This is a genomic window from Novimethylophilus sp., from assembly GCF_036504375.1.
GTDB lineage: Bacteria > Pseudomonadota > Gammaproteobacteria > Burkholderiales > Methylophilaceae > Novimethylophilus.
Window position 1 is genome coordinate 1 of record NZ_DASXVH010000073.1, and the last position, 18860, is coordinate 18860.

19 protein-coding genes and 1 pseudogene are annotated in these 18860 nt (G+C 56.7%); 5 read left to right on the forward strand and 15 right to left on the reverse strand.

Annotated elements, in window-relative coordinates:
* The 6 genes and pseudogenes from VGK14_RS10775 to VGK14_RS10800 all read right to left on the reverse strand — a co-directional run.
* Nucleotides 1-220: pseudogene (locus VGK14_RS10775) on the reverse strand (hypothetical protein); the annotation flags it as partial.
* A gap of 29 nt (nt 221-249) precedes the next feature.
* The gene (locus VGK14_RS10780) at nt 250-1053 is read right to left on the reverse strand and encodes an ABC transporter ATP-binding protein (RefSeq protein ID WP_331509093.1); all 804 of its coding nucleotides are present in this window, start codon (nt 1051-1053) and stop codon (nt 250-252) included.
* Between the two features lie 13 nt (nt 1054-1066).
* Nucleotides 1067-1981 (reverse strand): nitrate ABC transporter permease, encoded by a 915-nt coding sequence (gene ntrB / locus VGK14_RS10785; RefSeq protein ID WP_331509094.1) that lies wholly within the window; start codon nt 1979-1981, stop codon nt 1067-1069.
* A 27-nt stretch (nt 1982-2008) separates the two neighbouring features.
* Nucleotides 2009-3289, reverse strand: coding sequence for a CmpA/NrtA family ABC transporter substrate-binding protein (locus tag VGK14_RS10790; protein ID WP_331509095.1), 1281 nt, complete (start codon nt 3287-3289; stop codon nt 2009-2011).
* A 159-nt stretch (nt 3290-3448) separates the two neighbouring features.
* Nucleotides 3449-4012 (reverse strand): ANTAR domain-containing response regulator, encoded by a 564-nt coding sequence (locus tag VGK14_RS10795; RefSeq protein WP_331509097.1) that lies wholly within the window; start codon nt 4010-4012, stop codon nt 3449-3451.
* A 318-nt stretch (nt 4013-4330) separates the two neighbouring features.
* On the reverse strand, nt 4331-4939 hold the full coding sequence (locus VGK14_RS10800) for a c(7)-type cytochrome triheme domain-containing protein (RefSeq protein ID WP_331509098.1): 609 nt from the start codon (nt 4937-4939) through the stop codon (nt 4331-4333).
* A 226-nt stretch (nt 4940-5165) separates the two neighbouring features.
* On the opposite strand from VGK14_RS10800, the gene VGK14_RS10805 reads away from it, so the two are divergent.
* Together VGK14_RS10805 and VGK14_RS10810 are read left to right on the forward strand one after the other, a co-directional pair.
* Nucleotides 5166-6278: an HD-GYP domain-containing protein gene (locus tag VGK14_RS10805; protein WP_331509099.1), complete on the forward strand. Its 1113-nt coding sequence runs from the start codon at nt 5166-5168 to the stop codon at nt 6276-6278.
* 54 nt (nt 6279-6332) lie between these two features.
* Complete coding sequence (locus VGK14_RS10810; RefSeq protein WP_331509100.1) at nt 6333-8063, forward strand: Tar ligand binding domain-containing protein; 1731 nt, start codon at nt 6333-6335, stop codon at nt 8061-8063.
* A 49-nt stretch (nt 8064-8112) separates the two neighbouring features.
* On the opposite strand, the gene VGK14_RS10815 is transcribed toward VGK14_RS10810, so the two are convergent.
* The 4 genes from VGK14_RS10815 to fae form a co-directional block, all read right to left on the reverse strand.
* Entirely contained in the window at nt 8113-9291 is a 1179-nt protein-coding gene (locus VGK14_RS10815; protein WP_331509101.1) for an aminotransferase class I/II-fold pyridoxal phosphate-dependent enzyme, read from the reverse strand.
* A gap of 33 nt (nt 9292-9324) precedes the next feature.
* Entirely contained in the window at nt 9325-10140 is an 816-nt protein-coding gene (gene hutG, locus VGK14_RS10820; protein ID WP_331509102.1) for an N-formylglutamate deformylase, read from the reverse strand.
* Nucleotides 10141-10146: 6 nt separating this feature from the next.
* The gene (locus VGK14_RS10825; protein ID WP_331509112.1) at nt 10147-10683 is read right to left on the reverse strand and encodes a HutD family protein; all 537 of its coding nucleotides are present in this window, start codon (nt 10681-10683) and stop codon (nt 10147-10149) included.
* A gap of 86 nt (nt 10684-10769) precedes the next feature.
* A complete protein-coding gene (gene fae / locus VGK14_RS10830; protein WP_331509103.1) occupies nt 10770-11318 on the reverse strand; it encodes a formaldehyde-activating enzyme in 549 nt (182 codons plus the stop codon).
* A 220-nt stretch (nt 11319-11538) separates the two neighbouring features.
* On the opposite strand from fae, the gene VGK14_RS10835 reads away from it, so the two are divergent.
* Nucleotides 11539-11892: a hypothetical protein gene (locus tag VGK14_RS10835; RefSeq protein ID WP_331509104.1), complete on the forward strand. Its 354-nt coding sequence runs from the start codon at nt 11539-11541 to the stop codon at nt 11890-11892.
* A gap of 210 nt (nt 11893-12102) precedes the next feature.
* Nucleotides 12103-12390, forward strand: coding sequence for a cupin domain-containing protein (locus VGK14_RS10840; RefSeq protein ID WP_331509105.1), 288 nt, complete (start codon nt 12103-12105; stop codon nt 12388-12390).
* A 64-nt stretch (nt 12391-12454) separates the two neighbouring features.
* Here the strand turns inward: VGK14_RS10840 and narL are convergent, their stop codons facing one another.
* Nucleotides 12455-13102, reverse strand: a complete 648-nt coding sequence (gene narL / locus VGK14_RS10845; RefSeq protein ID WP_331509106.1) for a two-component system response regulator NarL — start codon at nt 13100-13102, stop codon at nt 12455-12457.
* Between the two features lie 24 nt (nt 13103-13126).
* Nucleotides 13127-14896: a histidine kinase gene (locus VGK14_RS10850; protein ID WP_331509107.1), complete on the reverse strand. Its 1770-nt coding sequence runs from the start codon at nt 14894-14896 to the stop codon at nt 13127-13129.
* A gap of 129 nt (nt 14897-15025) precedes the next feature.
* On the opposite strand from VGK14_RS10850, the gene VGK14_RS10855 reads away from it, so the two are divergent.
* Nucleotides 15026-16414, forward strand: a complete 1389-nt coding sequence (locus tag VGK14_RS10855; protein WP_331509108.1) for a PAS domain-containing protein — start codon at nt 15026-15028, stop codon at nt 16412-16414.
* Between the two features lie 58 nt (nt 16415-16472).
* Here VGK14_RS10855 and VGK14_RS10860 read toward each other — a convergent pair whose 3' ends face one another.
* The 3 genes from VGK14_RS10860 to VGK14_RS10870 form a co-directional block, all read right to left on the reverse strand.
* Complete coding sequence (locus VGK14_RS10860; protein ID WP_331509109.1) at nt 16473-17318, reverse strand: TorF family putative porin; 846 nt, start codon at nt 17316-17318, stop codon at nt 16473-16475.
* A gap of 177 nt (nt 17319-17495) precedes the next feature.
* Nucleotides 17496-17912, reverse strand: a complete 417-nt coding sequence (locus VGK14_RS10865; protein ID WP_331509110.1) for a group II truncated hemoglobin — start codon at nt 17910-17912, stop codon at nt 17496-17498.
* Nucleotides 17913-17915: 3 nt separating this feature from the next.
* A partial coding sequence (locus tag VGK14_RS10870) for a DUF3445 domain-containing protein (protein ID WP_331509111.1) occupies nt 17916-18860 on the reverse strand: 945 nt, incomplete at its 5' end.

Sequence of the window (18860 nt, forward strand, 5' to 3'; positions counted from 1 at the left end):
CCTTGAGATCGTTATTGGCTGCCGACGTGCCCGCCGGCCCCAAGCCATCCTGCCCGACCTTCTCGTAACGCAGCCGGAAACTGGTCATCGGCTTGCCGCTCTTGATGGAATCCAGCAATGTGTAGTCCGCAGGCGCGGCGGCAACCGGTGCTTCTTCAGCTAATGCCGGCATGGCGCTCAGTAACATGGCTGCAGCGAGAGTGGTTCTCGTATGCTTCATTTGTAATTCCCCGTTAGTTAAAATTCAAGTTAAGCGGCAAGTTTGTGTGCGTGGCGTTCGTACAGGAACGTGAGCACTTCGCTACGCAGTTTGTTGTAATGCCGGTTCTCCGCCAGCTTGAGACGCTCGCGCGGACGCGGCAGGTTCACCTCCAGGATTTCACCTATGGTCGCGGCCGGGCCGTTGGTCATCATCACGATGCGGTCGGACAGCAGCACCGCCTCATCCACATCATGGGTGACCATCACCACCGTGCTTTGGGTCGCGGTGACGATTTTCATCAGCTCGTCCTGCAAATTGGCGCGGGTCAGCGCATCCAGCGCGCCGAACGGCTCGTCCAGCAGCAGCACCTTAGGCTCCATCGCCAGCGCCCGGGCAATGCCTACGCGCTGCTTCATGCCGCCGGAAATTTCGCCCGGATACTTGAGTTCCGCGTGCGTCAGACCCACCAGCGCGAGGGCGGCCCTGGTGCGTTCGGACAACTTGGCCTTGCTTTCCTTGTCGGCAAACACCCGCTCCACCGCCAAGTACACGTTGTCGAAGCAGGTGAGCCACGGCAGCAGCGAGTGGTTCTGGAACACCACCGCGCGCTCCGGCCCCGGCCCGGCAATTTCACGCCCTGCGCACAGCATCACGCCATCGGCCGGCGCCAGCAGGCCGGCAATGAGATTGAGCACGGTGGATTTGCCGCAGCCCGAGTGACCGATCACCGAAACGAACTCCCCGCGATTGATGGTGAGGTTGATGTCCTGCAAGGCTTTGAAGCGGCCGCGCTTGGTGTCGAACACCATGCTCACGTTTTCGATCTGTAGGTATTTTTCCGTCTTTTCCATGATTGATACTCCCTTATTCGCTGCGGAAACGGCTGGCCAACAGCAGCAGCATTTGCTCCAGTGCCAGACCGATGATGCCGACCACGAAGATGGCGATGATGATGTGCTCGACGTTGAGGTTGTTCCATTCATCCCATACCCAGAAACCGATACCCACGCCGCCGGTCAGCATTTCCGCGGCGACGATCACCAACCATGCCACGCCGATCGACAAACGCACGCCGGTCAGCACATGCGGCAGCACCGAAGGAAACAGGATTTTGGTGAACACCTTCCATTCCGACAGATTGAGCACGTGCGCCACGTTGAGGTAATCCTGCGGAATGCGCTGCACGCCGGTGGCGGTGTTGAGCACCATCGGCCAGATGCTGGAGATGAAAATCACCCAGATTGCCGCAGGATTGGCCGCCTTGAACACCAAGAGGCCGATCGGCAGCCAGGCCAATGGCGACACCGGCCGCAAGATGCCGATCACCGGCGCCGCCATGTCGCCCAGCACGCGAAAACGTCCCAGTGCGAAACCCAGCGGAATACCGATCAGTGCCGCCATGCCGAAACCGATGCCGACACGCGACAGCGAGTTCAGCACATTCCATCCTATGCCTTGATCGTTGGGCCCGTTGCGGTAGAACGGATGGGCAAACACCACTTTGGCCGATTCCCAGGTCTTGGCCGGGCCCGGCAAGTTGCCCGCCTGTTTTGCCACCAGCGCCCACAGGCCGATGGACAACACGATACCGACCAGCATCGGAATACCGCGGCGCAATAACGTCAGCCCCCATTCCGGAGCTTGGGCGCGCCGGTATCCCGTTGCTGCCGGCGCCGCGGCTTCCGTTTGCGCCGGTTCGGCAGCAGCCTCGGCCTGCGATTTTTCAGCAGGGAGGGACTCGGATTCCGTATGCTTCAACGCGACGACATTACTCATCATTGACTCCTTTGATTTAGCGGCATGCATTTACGCCTTGATCTTGAATCCGGCGGCATAGGCCTTCGGGTCCTTGCCATCCCACACCACGCCGTCGATCATCCTGGAACTGCGCATCGGGTCTTTCGGCACCGGCACTTTCAACTGCGTGGCGGCCTCGGTGTAAAGCTCGACCTGGTTGACCTTCCTGGCCACGGCCAGATAGTCCGGATCGGACTTGAGCAGGCCCCAGCGCTTATGCTGGGTGAGGAACCACATGCCGTCCGAGAGGTAGGGGAAATTGACTTTGCCGTCCTCGAAGAACTTCATGTAGTTGGGGTCCTCCCATTTCTTGCCCAAGCCGTTTTCGTAATGGCCGACGAAACGGCCGGCGATCACTTCTTCCGGCGCATTAACGTAGGACTTGCTGCTGATCAGCTTGGCCACTTGAGCCCGGTTGGTAGCCGTTTCAATGAAGCGGCAGGCATCCAGCACCGCCATGATCATCGCGCGGGCGGTGTTGGGATGCTTCTGCACGAAGTCGGCGGTGGTACCCAGCACCTTTTCCGGATGATCCACCCAGATATCCTGAGAGGTGGCCACGCTAAACCCGATCTTGTCGTAAATGGCGCGCGCATTCCACGGTTCGCCCACGCAGAAACCATCCATATTGCCGACGCGCATATTGGCAACCATTTGCGGCGGCGGCACGACGATGGTTTTGACGTCCTTCAGCGGGTTGATGCCGTACGCGGCCAGCCAGTAATACAGCCACATCGCGTGGGTTCCGGTGGGGAAGGTCTGGGCAAAGGTATAGTCGCGGTTCTCGTTGTCGATCAGGCGCTTGAGGCTGGCGCCGTCCACCACGCCCCTATCCTTGACCTGGTTCGAGAGCGTAATACCCTGACCGTTATGGTTCAGCGCCATCAGCACCGCCATGTCCTTCTGCGGGCCGCCGATGCCCTGCTGCACGCCATAGACGAGCCCGTACAGCACATGCGCCGCGTCGAGTTCGCCGTTGACCACCTTGTCGCGCACGCCAGCCCAGGAAGCCTCCTTGGACGGCGTGATCTTGATGCCGTACTTCTTGTCGAAGCCCATTTCGGCGGCGACCACGATGGGGGCGCAATCGGTCAAGGGGATGAAGCCAATCTTCACCTCGGTTTTTTCCGGCGCATCCTTGCCGGCCGCCCAGGCCGAAGAGCGCACTTTTTCCGGCACCAGCCCCATCATCGCGGATGCGCCCATCGCAGCCACGCTCATCCTGATGAAATTGCGGCGTTGCGGATTGCTCGGTGCCACTTCCGCGGCGGCATCAGCTTTATCGCTCATTGCATTTCCTTTCGTCGATGTTGAAAACCTGAAAACAAAAAGGCGCCCATTCCCGCGAATCAAAAATCCGCTCAAGAATGGACGCCTTTGTCCGGGAGGGCCACAATGCCCCGTCGTTTACTGCAAAATACAGCCCGCCATTGGGCCGCATTTCAGAATCTAGCTAAGCAGCTGCGCCGCTTCGACCACCTGTCTCGCCACTGCGCCGAGATGTTCGTTCCTGTCCATCGCCAGCTTGCGCAGCGCCTGGTATGCCTGATCCTCGTTAATGTTGCGGCGCTGCATCAGGATGCCTTTTGCACGCTCGATCACCTTGCGCTCGGCCAGCTTGTTATTGGCCGTATCCAGTTGCAAGCGTAATGCCCGGTATTCGTCAAATCTCGCCAGCGCGGCATCCATGATGGGCTTCAGCCGTTCGTTGCTGATGCCGCCCACCACATAGGCGCTGACGCCGGCCCGCGTCGCCGAACGTATCTTCTCGGTATCGCCGTCGTGCGTGAACATCACGATGGGTCGCGGATCGTCGCGGCCCGCCAGGCTGATATGCTCCAGCGTATCGCGGCTCGGCGAATCGATATCGATAATGATGACGTCGGGGTTCAGCTTCGCCACCTCCTTGTTCAAATCCGCCATATCGGAGATATAGGCGATCACCTGGTAGCCCGCTTCCCTCAAGACTTGCTTGAGAGGAATGGCGCGCTCCTGATTTTCATCAACCAGCATCACCCGGATAGTTTTTGACGACTCGAATGTCACGCCACCGTGCTAGCAAGCCTCGTGCCACTGTCGCCACCACCTTGTAATTAATGGATAAACATGATTTACAAGAATACTCGTGCGGGCGCTGAAGCAGTCCGGCTTGCGTAGATATGGTGCCTGCCTGCCAGGCGCGCCTCATGTTGGTGCAGGAGGCTGCGTCTGGCAATCCGGGATAAAAAAGCGGCAGGGATAAGCTGCCGCGGAGTTTTAGCATGGAGATGAGCAAAGCGGGCTCTGCTCGGTGATATTAACGGCAGCATGCGGCTTATGCTTTAACGGTTTTTACCACCAGGCCTTGGTATTGTCGTGAGGCACGCTATGGCAGCGCTCGCAGGAAAAAAAGGTGATGAAGGCCACCCGGTCGTGGCACATGCCGCAGAACTGGCCCTGGAAAATCTTGGTCATGCTGATCTGGTTGGCGCCGGCCTTGGGAATAAAAGGCTTGTCGTGGCAATTGCTGCAGGCCAGCCACATGGTGTGCGACTTGTGCGGAAACTTGACGTAGGGCATATCCCTGGTGTTCTTGAGGATCACGTCCAGATCCAGCACATCCATGGCGCTTTTGCCCTTCAGGTCGGCGCGCGGGCTGATAAAGCCGCTGCGCAACGCGCCCATCCAGTCCACGTAGCCTTTCTTGTCCAGCGGGAAGCCCGCCAGCGATTCGTTGGCTTTTTGCAGTTTCTGATAATCGGGATTTTCCGGATCGTAAAACTTGTTCTGCTCCGGAATCTCCTCGGCGCTGCGGGTTTGCACCTTGGCCGGCAATTTGGAATCCACCGTCGCACCCGGTTTTGCAGCGTCCGCGGCGCACGCTGGGCGTACAAAATCCGAGCCAGCCCAGAAAACCAGGCCAAGCGAGGCCACCAAGCCAGCGAGCGATCGTTTATGCATCGGAAAATAAGCTTCTAAGATAAATTGGGGCAGAATCCATAGTGGGAAGGAATATCAGCAGCGTTACTGCCCTGCGCAAAACAGATGATACTATCCGATATAATTTATTCCTAGATGCCTACCTGATGGCTATCCGGATATACATTATCAACCAAGCGACATTCGTGCCTGAGAGGGAAATATCCTGATCAAACTCCGCCCATCCGACATCACGCTCGGGGAGCCGTTGCCGTTCTCGATTTATGACGAGAAAGGCGTGCTGCTGCTGCGTAAGGGAATCGCAATCACGCTGCCCAGCCAGATCGACCGCTTGCTTGCGCGTAATGCCGCATGGGAGCCGGATGAGTACGAATACACCGGCCCGGAGCCCAGACTTGTGACACAGCCTACCCAGCCTCAAAGCCAGCCGGTGTTCGACCAGATGGGCGGGCTGATGCTGAATCTCAAGCATATCTTTACCACTGTCATCAAAAATCCAGAGCAGATCGACCTGCCCGCCCGCATCAAAAAACTCGCCGCCACTATCCAGGCCCTTTGCGACGAGGATCTGGACGGCGCCCTGGCGGCGCCGCATTTGGATTACTTCAATCCTTATATCGTCGTGCATCAGGTCATGGGTGCGGTACTTGCCGAAATCATCGCCTCGCATAAAGGCGTGGCGGCGGAAGAACGGCTGCTCTTCATCTGCGCCGCATTGACGCGGGATATCGGCCAACTGACTTTGCAGAGCGAAATCGACAAATGCGACGGCCCCCTGCCTGACGCACTCAAAGCCGCGATGCATCAGCATCCGCTACAAGGCCGCGACATGCTGGCGCGCGCCGGAATTATAGAAGCCGCCTGGCTGGATGCGGTGGCACAGCACCACGAGCGGCTGGACGGCAGCGGCTATCCTGCACGACTACAGGATGCCAGCATCAGCCTGGGCGCGCGCATCCTGGCAATCGCCGACAGCTACAGCGCGATGACCAAGCCCAGGCCCTATCGCAATAAGGCGCTAAATGCGCAGAATGCATTGCGCGACATGTACCTGGAGAAGGATGTCCATATGGACGGCGAACTGACGCAGGGCCTGATCAAGGAAATCGGCATGCTGCCGCCCGGTTCCATCGTCCGGCTGAAGTGCGGGGAAATCGCCGCGATCCGCAACCGCACGATGAAAGCCGACGAAGCCGTCGTCTTCAGCGTCTACAACCAGAAAGGCATGCCGTTATCCGCCCCGGTGCGCCGCGAAACCAATATCCCCGGTTACGAGATTACCGGCATCGTACCGTTTGCCGAATGCCGTTCCGCAACGGTTACCATCAAGAGGTTATGGCTGAATGAATTCAAGCTTTGATCCAGGCGTATCCCGGCCAGTGCCGGTTGCCAATTTCGTACAAGGAGCGTATTCATGAAAATCAATCTTCCTGTTACCGGCCGGGAAAACGTCATCGCCCCAGGTCGCTCATTGGTTTCGCGCACCGACATCAAGGGTGTGATCACGTTTACCAACGATGCCTTTATTGAAGTCAGCGGCTATTCCCGCGCAGAACTGGTCGGCAGCAGCCATAACATCGTGCGCCATCCGGACGTGCCGCCGGCGGTGTTCGAGGATATGTGGGATACGCTGCATCAAGGCCTGCCCTGGCGCGGCGTAGTCAAGAACCGCTGCAAGAACGGCGATCACTACTGGGTCGATGCGCGGGTGGTGCCGGTGCGCAAGAACGGCGCAACCATAGGCTATATGTCGGTCAGGGGTGTCCCGTCGCGCGAAGCCATCGCCCGGGCGGAAACCGCGTATGCGGCCATCGCCAAGGCCGGCAAGGTAACCACCGCCAACAGAACCGGCGGCTGGAAGCGTTTCATTTCCATCAAGAATGGCGTGCTGGCCGGCATCGTGTTCGTTACGCTGATGATGATCGCCGGCGGCGTGCTCGGCATCAGCGGCCTGCATCTTTCCAGCAATGCGATGCGTACGCTTTATCACGAAGAAATGGAGCCGGTGCAGACCATTGGCCGTATCAATTTCCTCATGGCCGAAAACCGGGCTCAAATTGCGCTGGCACTGCGTCATCGGCCCGCCGCACGCACGGCCTGGAAACCAGATCCCGGCGTTGCCGAGCACATGGCGACGCTGATGAGAAACCGCTCCGAAATCGAAACGCTGTGGAAAGACTATAACAGCCGGCAGCGCACGGGCCTCGAACGCGAACTATCGGACCGATATTGGCGAGCACGTACCCGCTATGTCGAGGACGGCCTCATACCGGCCAAGGCGGCATTGGTGCGTGGCGATTACGACACGGCGGAAAAATTGTTGCAAGACAACGTCGACCCCGCCTATGAGGAAGCCAAAAAAACGGTAGAAGCGCTGCTGGCGTTCGTTTCGCAGAAAGCGAAAGGCAATGCGCTGAGCGTCGCCGAGCTCAACGAGAAAATCTCGATCGTCGCGATGGGCGGAATCGCTTTTGGCAGCATTGCATTCATGCTGGCCGGCCTGTTTTTCTTCCGCAGCACAGTAATTCCGTTGCAGGCGGCAGTGGCCGACCTGGAGCGCATCGCCGAAGGCAACCTGTCCGGCGACAGCGATGCATCAGGTTACGGCGAACCGGGGCGGGTCACCGCAGCCCTCGTCGTCATGCAGATGCATCTCAAAGTCATGATGGACGAAATCCGGCTGTCTGCGGGCGCTATCCACGACCAGTGCAGCAGCCTCAATCGCACCATGATGAATCTTTCGGAGCACTCCGAGGAGCAGCATGACCGCGTGTACCAGACGCTGGACAACATCAGCGAATCCAGTACGGGGTTGGACCGCCTCGCGGCAGATGCCGAGGAGCTGATGCTGGTGACCGGGCTGCAGTCCACGGACGGCGTCTTGCATGAGACAGCCGAGAATGCGCCGCCGAACGCAACCGGCGGCGACCTTCCCAATGAAGCTCACCTGATGCAATTGATACAGGAATTAGCCGGCGCGGCCCGCATCGAAGCGTTCACGCTACAGGATACCATCGCGCAGATGCGACAAGTCGCATCCCTGATCGTCGACAGCCGGGGAGAAGTCCAGGGCGCATGGGCCGCATCGCAGCAACTGGAGCGAGCCGCACTGGAGCTGGACAGGCTGGTGAAATACTTCGAATGATCGCAATGCGTACCCAAGCTGGTGCCCCGCAAGTACGAACTGTAAAGTTTTAAAATGCCCTGGCTAAAGCCTGATCCAGATCATCGACCAGGTCGCTCTCGTCTTCGAGGCCAACCGAAAGCCTGATCATCGTATCGCTGATGCCACGCGCCGTTCTCTCGTCCGCGGCCATGTCGTGATGGGATGTGGTCACCGGTTGGGTCGCCAGACTTTCCACGCCACCCAGGCTGGGTGCGAGGCTGAAGACTTGCAGGCTGTCGATAAAGCGGGTGGCATGCTGTACCGATCCATTGACCTCGAAAGTAACCATGCCGCCAAATCCCGACATTTGAGCCGATGCCAACGCATGATCCGGCGAATCTGCCAAGCCGGGGTAATACACGCGCTTCACGGCTTTATGTCCATGCAGAAAAGTAGCGACCGCCATCGCGTTTGCATTATGTTTTTCGACCCGAATAACCAGTGTAGACAGGCTTCTGGAAAGCTTGTGTGCAATCTCCGGGGCAATCGTCTGGCCGAGGTTCTTGCGCCAGGGCTGTATCGGATGCAGCAGGTTTTTATCTGCGGATACCACACCGGCGGTAAGATCGCTGTGGCCGCCCAGATACTTGGTAGCGCTTTGCATCACGATATCGGCGCCAAGCGCCAGCGGGCGCTGATTGACCGGCGTCGCGAAAGTATTGTCAATCGCGACTAACGCGCCGTGGGCATGGGCTAGTGCCGCAACCCTGCGGATATCGATGAGCTCCAGGCGGGGATTGGTCGGAGTTTCGAAAAACACCAGCCCTACTCCGGTCGCGAGCAAGGCATCAAGCTTATCGATTTCAGCCAACAGCAGCTGGTGAGTCTGGATGCCCAGTCCGGGCAATTGGCTGGACAAGAGCTCCAGCGTTCCGCCGTAGGCGTCGCCCAGACACACGATGCCCTGGCGCCCGTGAGCCAGGAATAACGAAGACAAGGCGGCCATGCCGGAAGAAAACGCCAGGGAGGATTCCGCTCCGTCCAGATTCGCCAGTTTGGCTTCAAGACTCCTGATCGTCGGGTTCATACCATAACGGGTATAGAGAAAACCATCTGCCCTTCCTTCAACCACGTCAAGCAGGTCTTGCGTAGAGTCAAACTTGAAGGTTGTGGTGTCGTACAGCGGGACATGCGGGGAGCCCAATACATCCCTGACGGCTTCCGCGTGGATATTTGCGGTTGCCATGCCCTTTGGTTTTTCAGTCATGTTCCACCTCGCTTGAAAAAAGAAACAGGGAAGTCACTGGGGCTGCTGACTCTGCTGCCACACCAGCATCGCTTCCATCATCGCGCGCAGCACTGGCCGCACCGGGCTGGCAAGCACTTCGTCAAACCCGAATGGCGGCGCCTCCAGCATATAGGTGCGCATGGCCATTTCGAGCTGGACGGCATGCACGCCCCTCCCCGGCTGGCCGTAATGCCGCGTGATATACCCGCCCTTGAAGCGGCCATTCATGACCCATGAGTAAGCACCGTGGTTGCGGACAACCGCAGCTAGCCGTTCGGCGAGTTCCGGCGCACACGCCTGGTGGTCTGCGGTGCCAATGTTGAAATTGGGCAGTTCGCCCTCGAAAAAGCGCGGCACCTTTGATCGAATCGAGTGCGCGTCCCACAGCAGTGCGCTGCCGTGCAGCGCCTTCAGCCGCGCCAGCTCCGCCTCCAGCGTCGTATGATAGGGACGCCAGTAAGTTGCGATGCGCCGGCGCATCTCCGGGAAACCAGGCTCGCTACCGGACACATAGACCGGCCGCGCGTCGAAGGTATCGATCGGGCACAGGCCGGTGGTACTATGCCCCGGATACAGGCTCGCATCGTCCGGCGGCCGGTTGAGATCGACGACATAGCGCGAATGAGTCGCCACCACCAGCGTGGCGTCGAGCTCATCGAGAAAATCGTACAGCGCTTCAAGGCACCAATCGGTGTCCGCCAGTGCCAAGGCCTCCGGCGTGAGGCGCGGCGTGAGCCACGACGGCAGATGGGTGCCGACATGCGGCATCGACACCAAGAGCGGACTGCCGCCCTGGCGTAGCTTGAATACCGGTATCTTCGCACTCATTCCCAATTAGAGCCTGAATTCCACCTCGATCAGCACGGCGTCGGGATCGCCTTGCCCGCTGAAGACAAGCTCCCTACCGGCAATCAGAACCGCGTCGCCTTGATGCAACTCGAACAGCATCCCATCTTTTCCGCCGCACCGATATGCGCCCCGGGCAACGAAGAACATCCGCAGTATTCCGGTATCTGCGATCAGGTGCGCACCGTAGCTGACTTTAAGCTCGGCAACCGCGCCGCCGCGCCGCGTCATAACGTTCAATGCATGGCAACGGCCATTGAGGGGCGCACACCGCACCGGCGCCTCGCCGGCAAAACGTAAAGCCTGATACGGCTTTAAAAGCCGGTGGCATCCCTCCGGTAGTTCCAATACGACTCCGGACCCGTCGAGCAGCAACAGCTGGCGCTCAATGCCGGGAAACAGCGAAAACGACCCTGCTTCGCAGATCTCCGCGACGCTCACCCGCCAGAGAAAATCATCCATTCCGGCACCGGGTAGATAAACGGCAATTTCGCGCGTCCGCCCGCCCCCATTCTTCCAGGGCATGAATCTGCCCGCCCGATTGCGGATAACAATTTCTGTCACGCACGCCAACCAGCTTAGTTAAGCGAGACGGCTCGCGCCAATTTATCCTAAATTTTTCCGTCCAGGCCCATCTGGAAATACTTGTGCACGATTTTTTCCTGATTTTCCAGCAGCCAGTCAATACCCGGCTCGTGCTTCATCGCCTTGTGGATGGCTTTGGCCGTCGCTTCGCGATGAATGTCGAACAGAACTTTGTGATCCAGATCGTCTTGCTCGGCCACAAGCGGATTAAGCCATACCGAAATGATGATGCCCAGGTCGTCCACCTTGTCCTTCGGAATATCGCCGTTGCGCACCGCGTCCAGCACACCGTTGGCAATCGCCGCCTGCACCGTCCCCATGAGGATGTTGGTGTAGCGGGTGTTGTTCACCGTCACCTTGCTGACCATGATGGTCGCCGGCCGCACCATGACATCGGTATTCAGGATCGCCAGTACGCGCGTGTGGCCCTTGACCTGGTCGCCCAGCAGCGTGCCGAACGCCGTGCCCATGGGGCCATCCATCTCGCCGATGGCCACCTCCGGCTCCGCCGCCGTCCCCACCGGTCCGCCGGCAACCAGAGCTTCGCCGACACGCATAAAAATTTTGTCACCCATTTAAATCTCCCTGAACAAAAGCGAAACGTTAGTTTAACATTGGTAATAAAATATAATCACCATTATACATCCTGTTTTGCAGCCGAATAAAGCAAAGGGCTGGGAGAAAAAGGGAATATGCTTCTTTGAGAGTACCTCTTAAGTGTAATTGTGGCGCAGGTGAAGGCCGGTTTTAATTGATGCTAATTCAATCAAACTTACACTTAATAGGAGAAAATCCATGAAATACCACGCACAAGCCGTCAAGGATAAACAACCGTCCATGAACGTCGCTGGCGTTCCCGCCTGGCTGGGCGACGTCTTCGTATCAGCCGCCCCTACTCAGCACAAGGACAAGCCGATGTGCGCCGGCTTCTTCCATCTGGAAGCAGGCAACCCGCTGGACTACACCTATGACTACGAAGAAATGAAAATCGTCGTGGAAGGCGAATTCAACATCACCGAAGTCAAGACCGGCAAGAAATACAACGCCAAGGTCGGCGACGTGCTTTACTTCACCGACGGCGACCACATCATTTTCGAAACCCCGAATCGCGCTGTCGGCTTTTTCTGCGGCCAACGCGCACCGCTGTAATACCAGACAACACCTTGCAGTCCGGATCAGGGCGCGTCACACAGTCAAAGCTTAAGTTCCAAAGTTTGACACGCCCTGTCTGTTTTTTTAACCCATGAAACCTGGAGGTATACGATGACAATGGTATCGTTCGGAAAGCTGAGTTCCCCAAAATCCACCCCTATCACGACTGACCTGGATGGCTGGAAGCCCGTCGAAGGCTCCCCCACCATGAAGACGTACATCGAGCATGCAACGGAAGACGGCAAGTTCCTCACCGGTTTCTGGGAAGCCACGCCCGGTACGTACCAAGTCACCTATAATGTTGATGAAATGGTGCACATGTTCCAGGGCAAGGCCACGCTGACTGAAGCTGGCGGGGAATCCAAGACCTATGTCGGCGGCGACAGCTTTTTCGTTGCAGCCGGTTCCAAGATCACCTGGAAAACTGTAGAAACCGTCCGCAAGATTTTCGCTATTAAAGTCCCCCAAAACGCGACGGCGCTGTTTGGTGACTGAGCCCCACCTTTTGTGTCAACCACCAAGCCACGCCTGCTAGGCGTGGCTTTTTTATGCGCCCTCGCTAACCTTTGGGTTTGTGCTGATGTACCCAAACGGCCGCCTCAAGTCGGCTGGTAAGGTTCAGTTTGCGCAGCAGGTTCTTGATATGGACCTTCACCGTGGTATCACTGATGCCCAGATGCCGAGCGATGGTTTTGTTGTTCATGCCATTGGCGAGGCATTCCAGGATCTCGTGCTCGCGCTCGGTCAGCGCTGCATCGCTGGTGGTTTTTCTCGTGGTCGGTTCCAGCAGCGCGTTCTTCAGTATCTCCGTCAGGCTGTCCTGCAATACCGTGACGCCCGTCGAGGCCTTGAGCAGATTGGCGCACAAATCCTCGGGTTCCATATCCTTGAGCAGATAGCCGTCGGCACCGGCACGCAGCGCCTCCAGCAGGTCATCCTCGGCATCGGATACCGTGAGGACGATATAACGCGCATTGAGCGATGTTTCCTTGAACCGTCTCAAGGTTTCCAGGCCATTCATGCCTTTCATGTTGAGGTCGATCAGCACCATGTCGGGCAGTATTTGCTGCGCGAGGTCCAATCCCTCCTGACCAGATGCAGCCTCGCCCACGATCTCGAAATGCGGATCGGCGGAAATGATCTGTCTGACGCCCTTGCGAAACAGGGCATGGTCGTCGATCAATAAAACTTTAATGGTCTCTTTCATAAGTTTTCCGCCATGCAATGCCGTCTATTGAGCCAGCTTGGGATTAAACACCAGCCTTACCCGTGTCCCGCCCTTGCGCCTGCGTAGCACCTCGACTTCGCCGCCGAGGCTGCTGGCGCGCTCCTTCATGATAGTCTGACCGTAATGATGAGGCTCGTCACTCTTGAAAGTGTACCCTACTCCATCATCATCGATCGTCACCATGATCGTTCCGTTCGTCTGGGAAGACATTGCAATCGTCACATTCTTTGCACCGGAATGCCGCACGATATTCGATAATGCTTCCCGCACCACGTGCAGGATATGAAACTCCTCATTCACCGTCAGCCGGCAGTTCACCAACCGATTGTCGAACGTAATCGACAGGCTGGATCTCTGCGTGAATTCATCAATCGCCGACTGGATCGAGTAGCCGAGCCCTCTCACATCCATATGAACCCGGAAAGTCGCAAGCAGCTCCCGTAATTCCCGATAGGCATTATCCAGCCCTTCCCGCAGCTCATTCACAATGCCATGGATCGCGGCCTCCGGCACTCCTTCCGCACCCACATTCGACTGCAACCGGGCAATCTGTATTTTCATAAACGACAGCGATTGCGCCAGCGAATCATGCAGTTCCCGCGCTATTGCCGATCTTTCTTCGAGTAGCGCAACGCGCCGACCTTCCTGCTCGCGGCCTTGCGACCCCATGACCATCGACAGCAACTGCGCCGTCATTTCCACCAGCCGGATCTCGGATTCTTCAAACAGGCGATCTCCGTCCGCCTCGACCTTAAGCACGCCCAGCGCTCCGGACGGGCTAGAGAAAGCCACCGCCAGACACCGCAGCTTCACGCCATCGACGGTTGTCGTGACGAAATCGCTAACATCATTCGCGCCAGTCAACTCCTCCAGCAACTCATCCTGAACCGCGGCCGGCCAGTGATGCGAGAACAGCACACGGCCCGCCGGAACGAACGTATCGCTCTCGGTAAACACCAGCACGGCATTATTGACGTTCAAGGCCTTTTCCAGCCCATACAGCAGCTTGCGCAGCGTCATTTCGCTGAGAACGGTGCTGTTGATCAGTTCGACAAACTTGAAAAGGTAATCCTGCGAACGGATCAGGCCCCTGATGCGCTCGCCGCTGGTCTGATTGATCCATTCCGTTTCCGCCTTGAAGCCTTCCAGGCGCGCCGATATTTCGTACATCATCTGTTCCAGCCGGGAAAACTCATCCGTATCGGCATGGGCAATCCCTGCAAACTCCTTGGAAGCCAGCGACATCAGATGATCGAGGCGGTCAACCAGCACCCGCCTGGCGTCCAGTGCAATCGTCACCACGCAGCATAGCAGCAGCACCATACTGAGCAATTGCAGCAGCGAAATGACGGATTGCTTGATCTCTACATCGCTTTGCAGGGCGCTGGCAAGCGGCTCATAAGCCAGAACTACCAATTTTGCCAAACGCACTCTTTCCTCAAGCGGCAAGCGCTGCATGCTGGCGGATTCGAAATCGGCCTGGGCGCTTTTCAGGTACTTCAGCGCTTGAGTATAGGTCTTGTCGTTCTTTTTCTCCAACCAGACAAACGTAGGGTCGTCGGTTCTGAAATAGTAGTTTCTCAGCGACGCCATCACTTCTTCAGCATCGGCAGGCTTCGTCACACCCGCGGTATCGACCTCATGTCTCCAGAACAGCTTATGTTGGTATATTTTCTGGATAGCGGACTGATTATCTGGAATATAATCCACCAGATACAGTGAGCCCGCCTGCATCAATACGACCATGAATACGATGCATAGCAACAGTGCCACGAGCCGGACATAGAGTCTATGTCGCCGAAGCAGGCTGTTGATATCCGTTAACGCATGGCCGACTCCAGACAGTTTGGAATTCAGGATACGACTCCAGTTCATAAGCAATATAGCATCAGGTAACTATAGATGAGCCTATACGTATTCAGCACCCTTGTGTTAAGCCTTATTTTCATGCTCGTGATCGGTACATGGTGGGATGGAAACGCTTCTTTCAAATTTTATCTGACCGCGCTTGCCGCCATCTCGACCACGATGCTGTCCGGCATACTGATGATTGCCATTTACCCCGCATTGGGGTCCCGCACCTCGAGAATCCGCAAGAAATCCAGTTTTGACAACATTACCTGGGAACGCGATGTCTCACGCAATCTTTCCACGCCTGCTGCGGTACTGGATGGCTACACCGTAGCCTTTACCAACAAGGCGTTCCTCAACGAACTTGGCATGTTGAGCATGAGCGACCAGATCATCGGCATGCCGCTCACCAATCTCGTGCATCCTTCCGATCATCAGCATCTAGCCAAGCTTATCGCCGGAACGTCGCAGGAAGGCACTCAAAGCGGCACCATCAAATTACGCATCCTGCATTCGGATGGAACGATATTACCTGTACAGGCTTCGCTATCACCTTTACGCGAGGACGGCAATTCCAACCTCAATCTCTTGCAATTTGCTCCAGAGTCTTCACTGAAATCGAGCAAGCAGGATTTTGACGACCAATTCAATTATCACCTGCTGATTGACCAGATTGAGCAAATTGTATTTCAGGTTAACGCTTCGCGGGAAATCATATTTCTCAACCCTTCGTGGGAGCGTTTACTGGACCACAGACTGGAAGATAGCCTGAACAAACCGCTGCTGTCTTTCATCCATCCCGAAGACCGGCCTTTGCTGGAAGCGCACCTCAACTCGCTCACGCAAGGAAAACGCCAGACCTGCCAGCTCGAGACACGGCTGATTGCTAAAAACGGCGACTCCCACTGGGTCGAACTGCGTGCCAAAAACACCTCGACACGCAAGGGCGAGCGATCGAGCGTCATCGGCACCCTGACCGATATCAGCCGCATGAAAATGATAGAAAGCAGTCTTCGCGCCAATCGCCGCTCTCTCAGCACCCTCCTCAGCAACATTCCCGGCATGGTCTATCGCTGCAAAAATGATAAAAACTGGACCTTCGAATTCGTCAGCGACGGCTGCCTGGAAGTCACCGGCTACGAACCCTATGAAATGGTCGAAAACCCCAATTTCTCCTACACCATGACCATCCACCAGGATGACAGGCCGCGCACCTGGGACTGCGTTCAGCAGCAAATTGCCAAACAGGAAAAATTCCAGATGATCTATCGCATCATCAGCCGCTCAGGCAACATCAAATGGGTGTGGGAACAAGGCAAGGGCGTATATTCCAGTGCGGGGGAATTGCTCGCGCTGGAAGGATTCATCACTGACCTTTCCCCAAACGGCGATTACGACATGATTTTCAGCCAATCGCTCCCACAGACACGCCTGGAATAACCTAAATAAAAGGGGCGCCGCAGCGCCCCGAGACAACATCACGTCAGCCAGATGTGGATCAGAACGTGCGCTTCAGGAACAGAATCACATGGTCGTCGCCTGTGGTTTTGCCCTTGCCGTCGACATACCAGGAATCTCTGGCATTGGTTGTGGTGAAGTTGACGCCCGCATTCCAGCCGGTGCTGCCGGCAATCGAAAAGTTCTTGTTGATGCCGACCAGATAGTCGGTGTAGTCGGCAACAGAGCGACCTTCAACACTTTGACGACCGGCGTGCAGCACGACATTGATATCATAGGGCAGCGTGTAATTGAAGGACCCCTCCCAGTAATCGCTGCCACGGCTATTACCCTTGCGGTCGCCAAGGCTCTTGTTGTTGAGACCGAAGAAATCGCTCACGGCATAGTTGTATTTCAGGGTGAACCATTTCCAAGTGACAGCGGCATTCAGCTCGGTGGTATTGGCAGACTCATGCGTGCCAAAACCGAGTTTAGGATGTTCATTATCAGGATAATAGAACTGCAGGAAGCCGACATTGATACCGATGTCGGGAGTAAATTGGTGCGTATAGCCACCGTACAGATCGATCTCGAGCGTATTGCCATATAACGCATCCTTGTCGACGTTGGAGCCCCAAACCCCGGCAAAGAAACCGCTGGAATGGGCGTAATCGAACCCGCCCTGTAGCGCAGGGCGCGAATTCGTGTAGGTAATGCCGCGGAACACATACTGACCGTAAATGCCGACATTCGCGCTCAGCGTGTGCGGAGACGCCGGTTCAGCCGGTGCGGCCGCGGCTGGTGCCGCCGGCGCAGCGGCAGCAGCTTCTTCGGCGATAGCGGGCGCAGTAGCGGTTATCGCAGTTCCTAATAACCCTGCCAGAAACAAAGATTTGCTTGTATTCATTGTAACGATCCCCTGAAAGTTAAAAAAATTAACCACCATTAAACTATACTAATTGTGAAAATTTATTTCAATTCATTCAACACACGGTGTTTAATTTTTTGAACAATAGGCAAATTTGTTGCAAAAAACCAACATTCTTATTCTGGTTTGCCGCTCTTTTCCAACAACATCAAATCGTCAGCCATTACGATTAATCAGCATCGTGGCGACTTTGGTGAAATTGACCATCAGCTTCTGTTTCAACCCCGGTTCCAGGCCAACCTTGTCTATCGCCATGGACATGCAGGTCAGCCATGCATCCTTGGCTTCCGCATCGATTTCCACATGCTCATGCATCAAGCGCACATCGGAATGCCCGTATTTTTCGCTATAAAGGCGCGGGCCACCCAGAAAACCGGACAGGAAACCGAACTGCTCGATTCGCGAGTGCGCCACGCCGTGGCCGCGCAAATGGAGGATGTTGACGGCATGGCCCTCCGGACAGTCTTCGACAACATCGTAGAAAGTTTCCACCAGCCGCTTGACGCCATGCTCACCACCGATAAGGCTGTAAAGCGATTCGCGATGGACATCTGTCAATTTGCTCTGCCCCATGCGCTATTCCGGATGTGTGCCTATATCCAGCGGCGCCCCGTCATCGAAGCGCGCAAGCCAATCAACCGCGGCGGCATGAAATTTCGTCAATCCCTTGTATTCGATCAGGTCGGGATGCAAGCCTTGCAATATCCGGTGAAAGCGCTTCGCCCAACGCGGATAGGTAGCCAGTTCGTTCAAGCTGATGAGATAGCAACGGATGCTGAACACGATACCGTTGCTGCGGGGCAGCCTGAACAGCGATTGCAGCTCGACCCGCAGATGTACCTTGTCACCGGCGTTGTCCATGGTAACGGTATTACGCTCACCACCCCATTGCGGGTAATTTTCAGGCGAGGTATCCAGCCGCGGGTTGATGGTCATGGTCCAGTTCAAGCGCCGGACCGGACTCCCCTGTTGCAGGTTCATCATGAACTTGAGCGCACGGTCCATCACGCCCATTTCCGTCGCTCGGGGAACCGGCGCATGCCATTGATGCCAGGACATGCCCACATCGAACGCCAGCGACCAGTCCGCCTGGCTGGTGATACAGCCGGCGTCGGCAAATAATGTGCCTTCGCGCTGATCCAGCAATACAAAATCGCCCTGAATCTGGCGTCCGACATATTCGAACGGGTCCAGTGTCATTGAGGAGCGGTCGCCGAAGGTGAAGCTATCCCTGATGCCTAGCGGCCGGTTTTCCCAGGTCCAGCGATTGCCGTCTTTCACCAGCTTGAACTGGTCGGGGTAATCCCGGGAAAGGGATTCCATGATCAATTCAAGCACGTCCCATTGCGCATCCATCATGTGCGGCAACGCGGCATACCGCCCCGGATCCTTGGCCAGGGTGATCGCTTTGTCCTGGCATTCGGCGACATAGTGCTCGTCGATGTCCAGCGGGAACTCGAACACCGAGCCGGGTTTGACGCTGACATGCGGCTCGATGTTGACCGAGTACATGTACTTGTC

Excerpts from the sequence above, each read along its gene's own strand:
- VGK14_RS10780 (WP_331509093.1), bottom strand. The coding sequence starts at position 1,053 with ATGGAAAAGACGGAAAAATACCTACAGATCGAAAACGTGAGCATGGTG.
- ntrB (WP_331509094.1), bottom strand. The coding sequence starts at position 1,981 with ATGATGAGTAATGTCGTCGCGTTGAAGCATACGGAATCCGAGTCCCTC.
- VGK14_RS10790 (WP_331509095.1), bottom strand. The coding sequence starts at position 3,289 with ATGAGCGATAAAGCTGATGCCGCCGCGGAAGTGGCACCGAGCAATCCG.
- VGK14_RS10795 (WP_331509097.1), bottom strand. The coding sequence starts at position 4,012 with ATGCTGGTTGATGAAAATCAGGAGCGCGCCATTCCTCTCAAGCAAGTC.
- VGK14_RS10800 (WP_331509098.1), bottom strand. The coding sequence starts at position 4,939 with ATGCATAAACGATCGCTCGCTGGCTTGGTGGCCTCGCTTGGCCTGGTT.
- VGK14_RS10810 (WP_331509100.1), top strand. The coding sequence starts at position 6,333 with ATGAAAATCAATCTTCCTGTTACCGGCCGGGAAAACGTCATCGCCCCA.
- VGK14_RS10815 (WP_331509101.1), bottom strand. The coding sequence starts at position 9,291 with ATGACTGAAAAACCAAAGGGCATGGCAACCGCAAATATCCACGCGGAA.
- hutG (WP_331509102.1), bottom strand. The coding sequence starts at position 10,140 with ATGAGTGCGAAGATACCGGTATTCAAGCTACGCCAGGGCGGCAGTCCG.
- VGK14_RS10825 (WP_331509112.1), bottom strand. The coding sequence starts at position 10,683 with ATGCCCTGGAAGAATGGGGGCGGGCGGACGCGCGAAATTGCCGTTTAT.
- fae (WP_331509103.1), bottom strand. The coding sequence starts at position 11,318 with ATGGGTGACAAAATTTTTATGCGTGTCGGCGAAGCTCTGGTTGCCGGC.
- VGK14_RS10835 (WP_331509104.1), top strand. The coding sequence starts at position 11,539 with ATGAAATACCACGCACAAGCCGTCAAGGATAAACAACCGTCCATGAAC.
- VGK14_RS10840 (WP_331509105.1), top strand. The coding sequence starts at position 12,103 with ATGAAGACGTACATCGAGCATGCAACGGAAGACGGCAAGTTCCTCACC.
- narL (WP_331509106.1), bottom strand. The coding sequence starts at position 13,102 with ATGAAAGAGACCATTAAAGTTTTATTGATCGACGACCATGCCCTGTTT.
- VGK14_RS10855 (WP_331509108.1), top strand. The coding sequence starts at position 15,026 with ATGAGCCTATACGTATTCAGCACCCTTGTGTTAAGCCTTATTTTCATG.
- VGK14_RS10860 (WP_331509109.1), bottom strand. The coding sequence starts at position 17,318 with ATGAATACAAGCAAATCTTTGTTTCTGGCAGGGTTATTAGGAACTGCG.
- VGK14_RS10865 (WP_331509110.1), bottom strand. The coding sequence starts at position 17,912 with ATGGGGCAGAGCAAATTGACAGATGTCCATCGCGAATCGCTTTACAGC.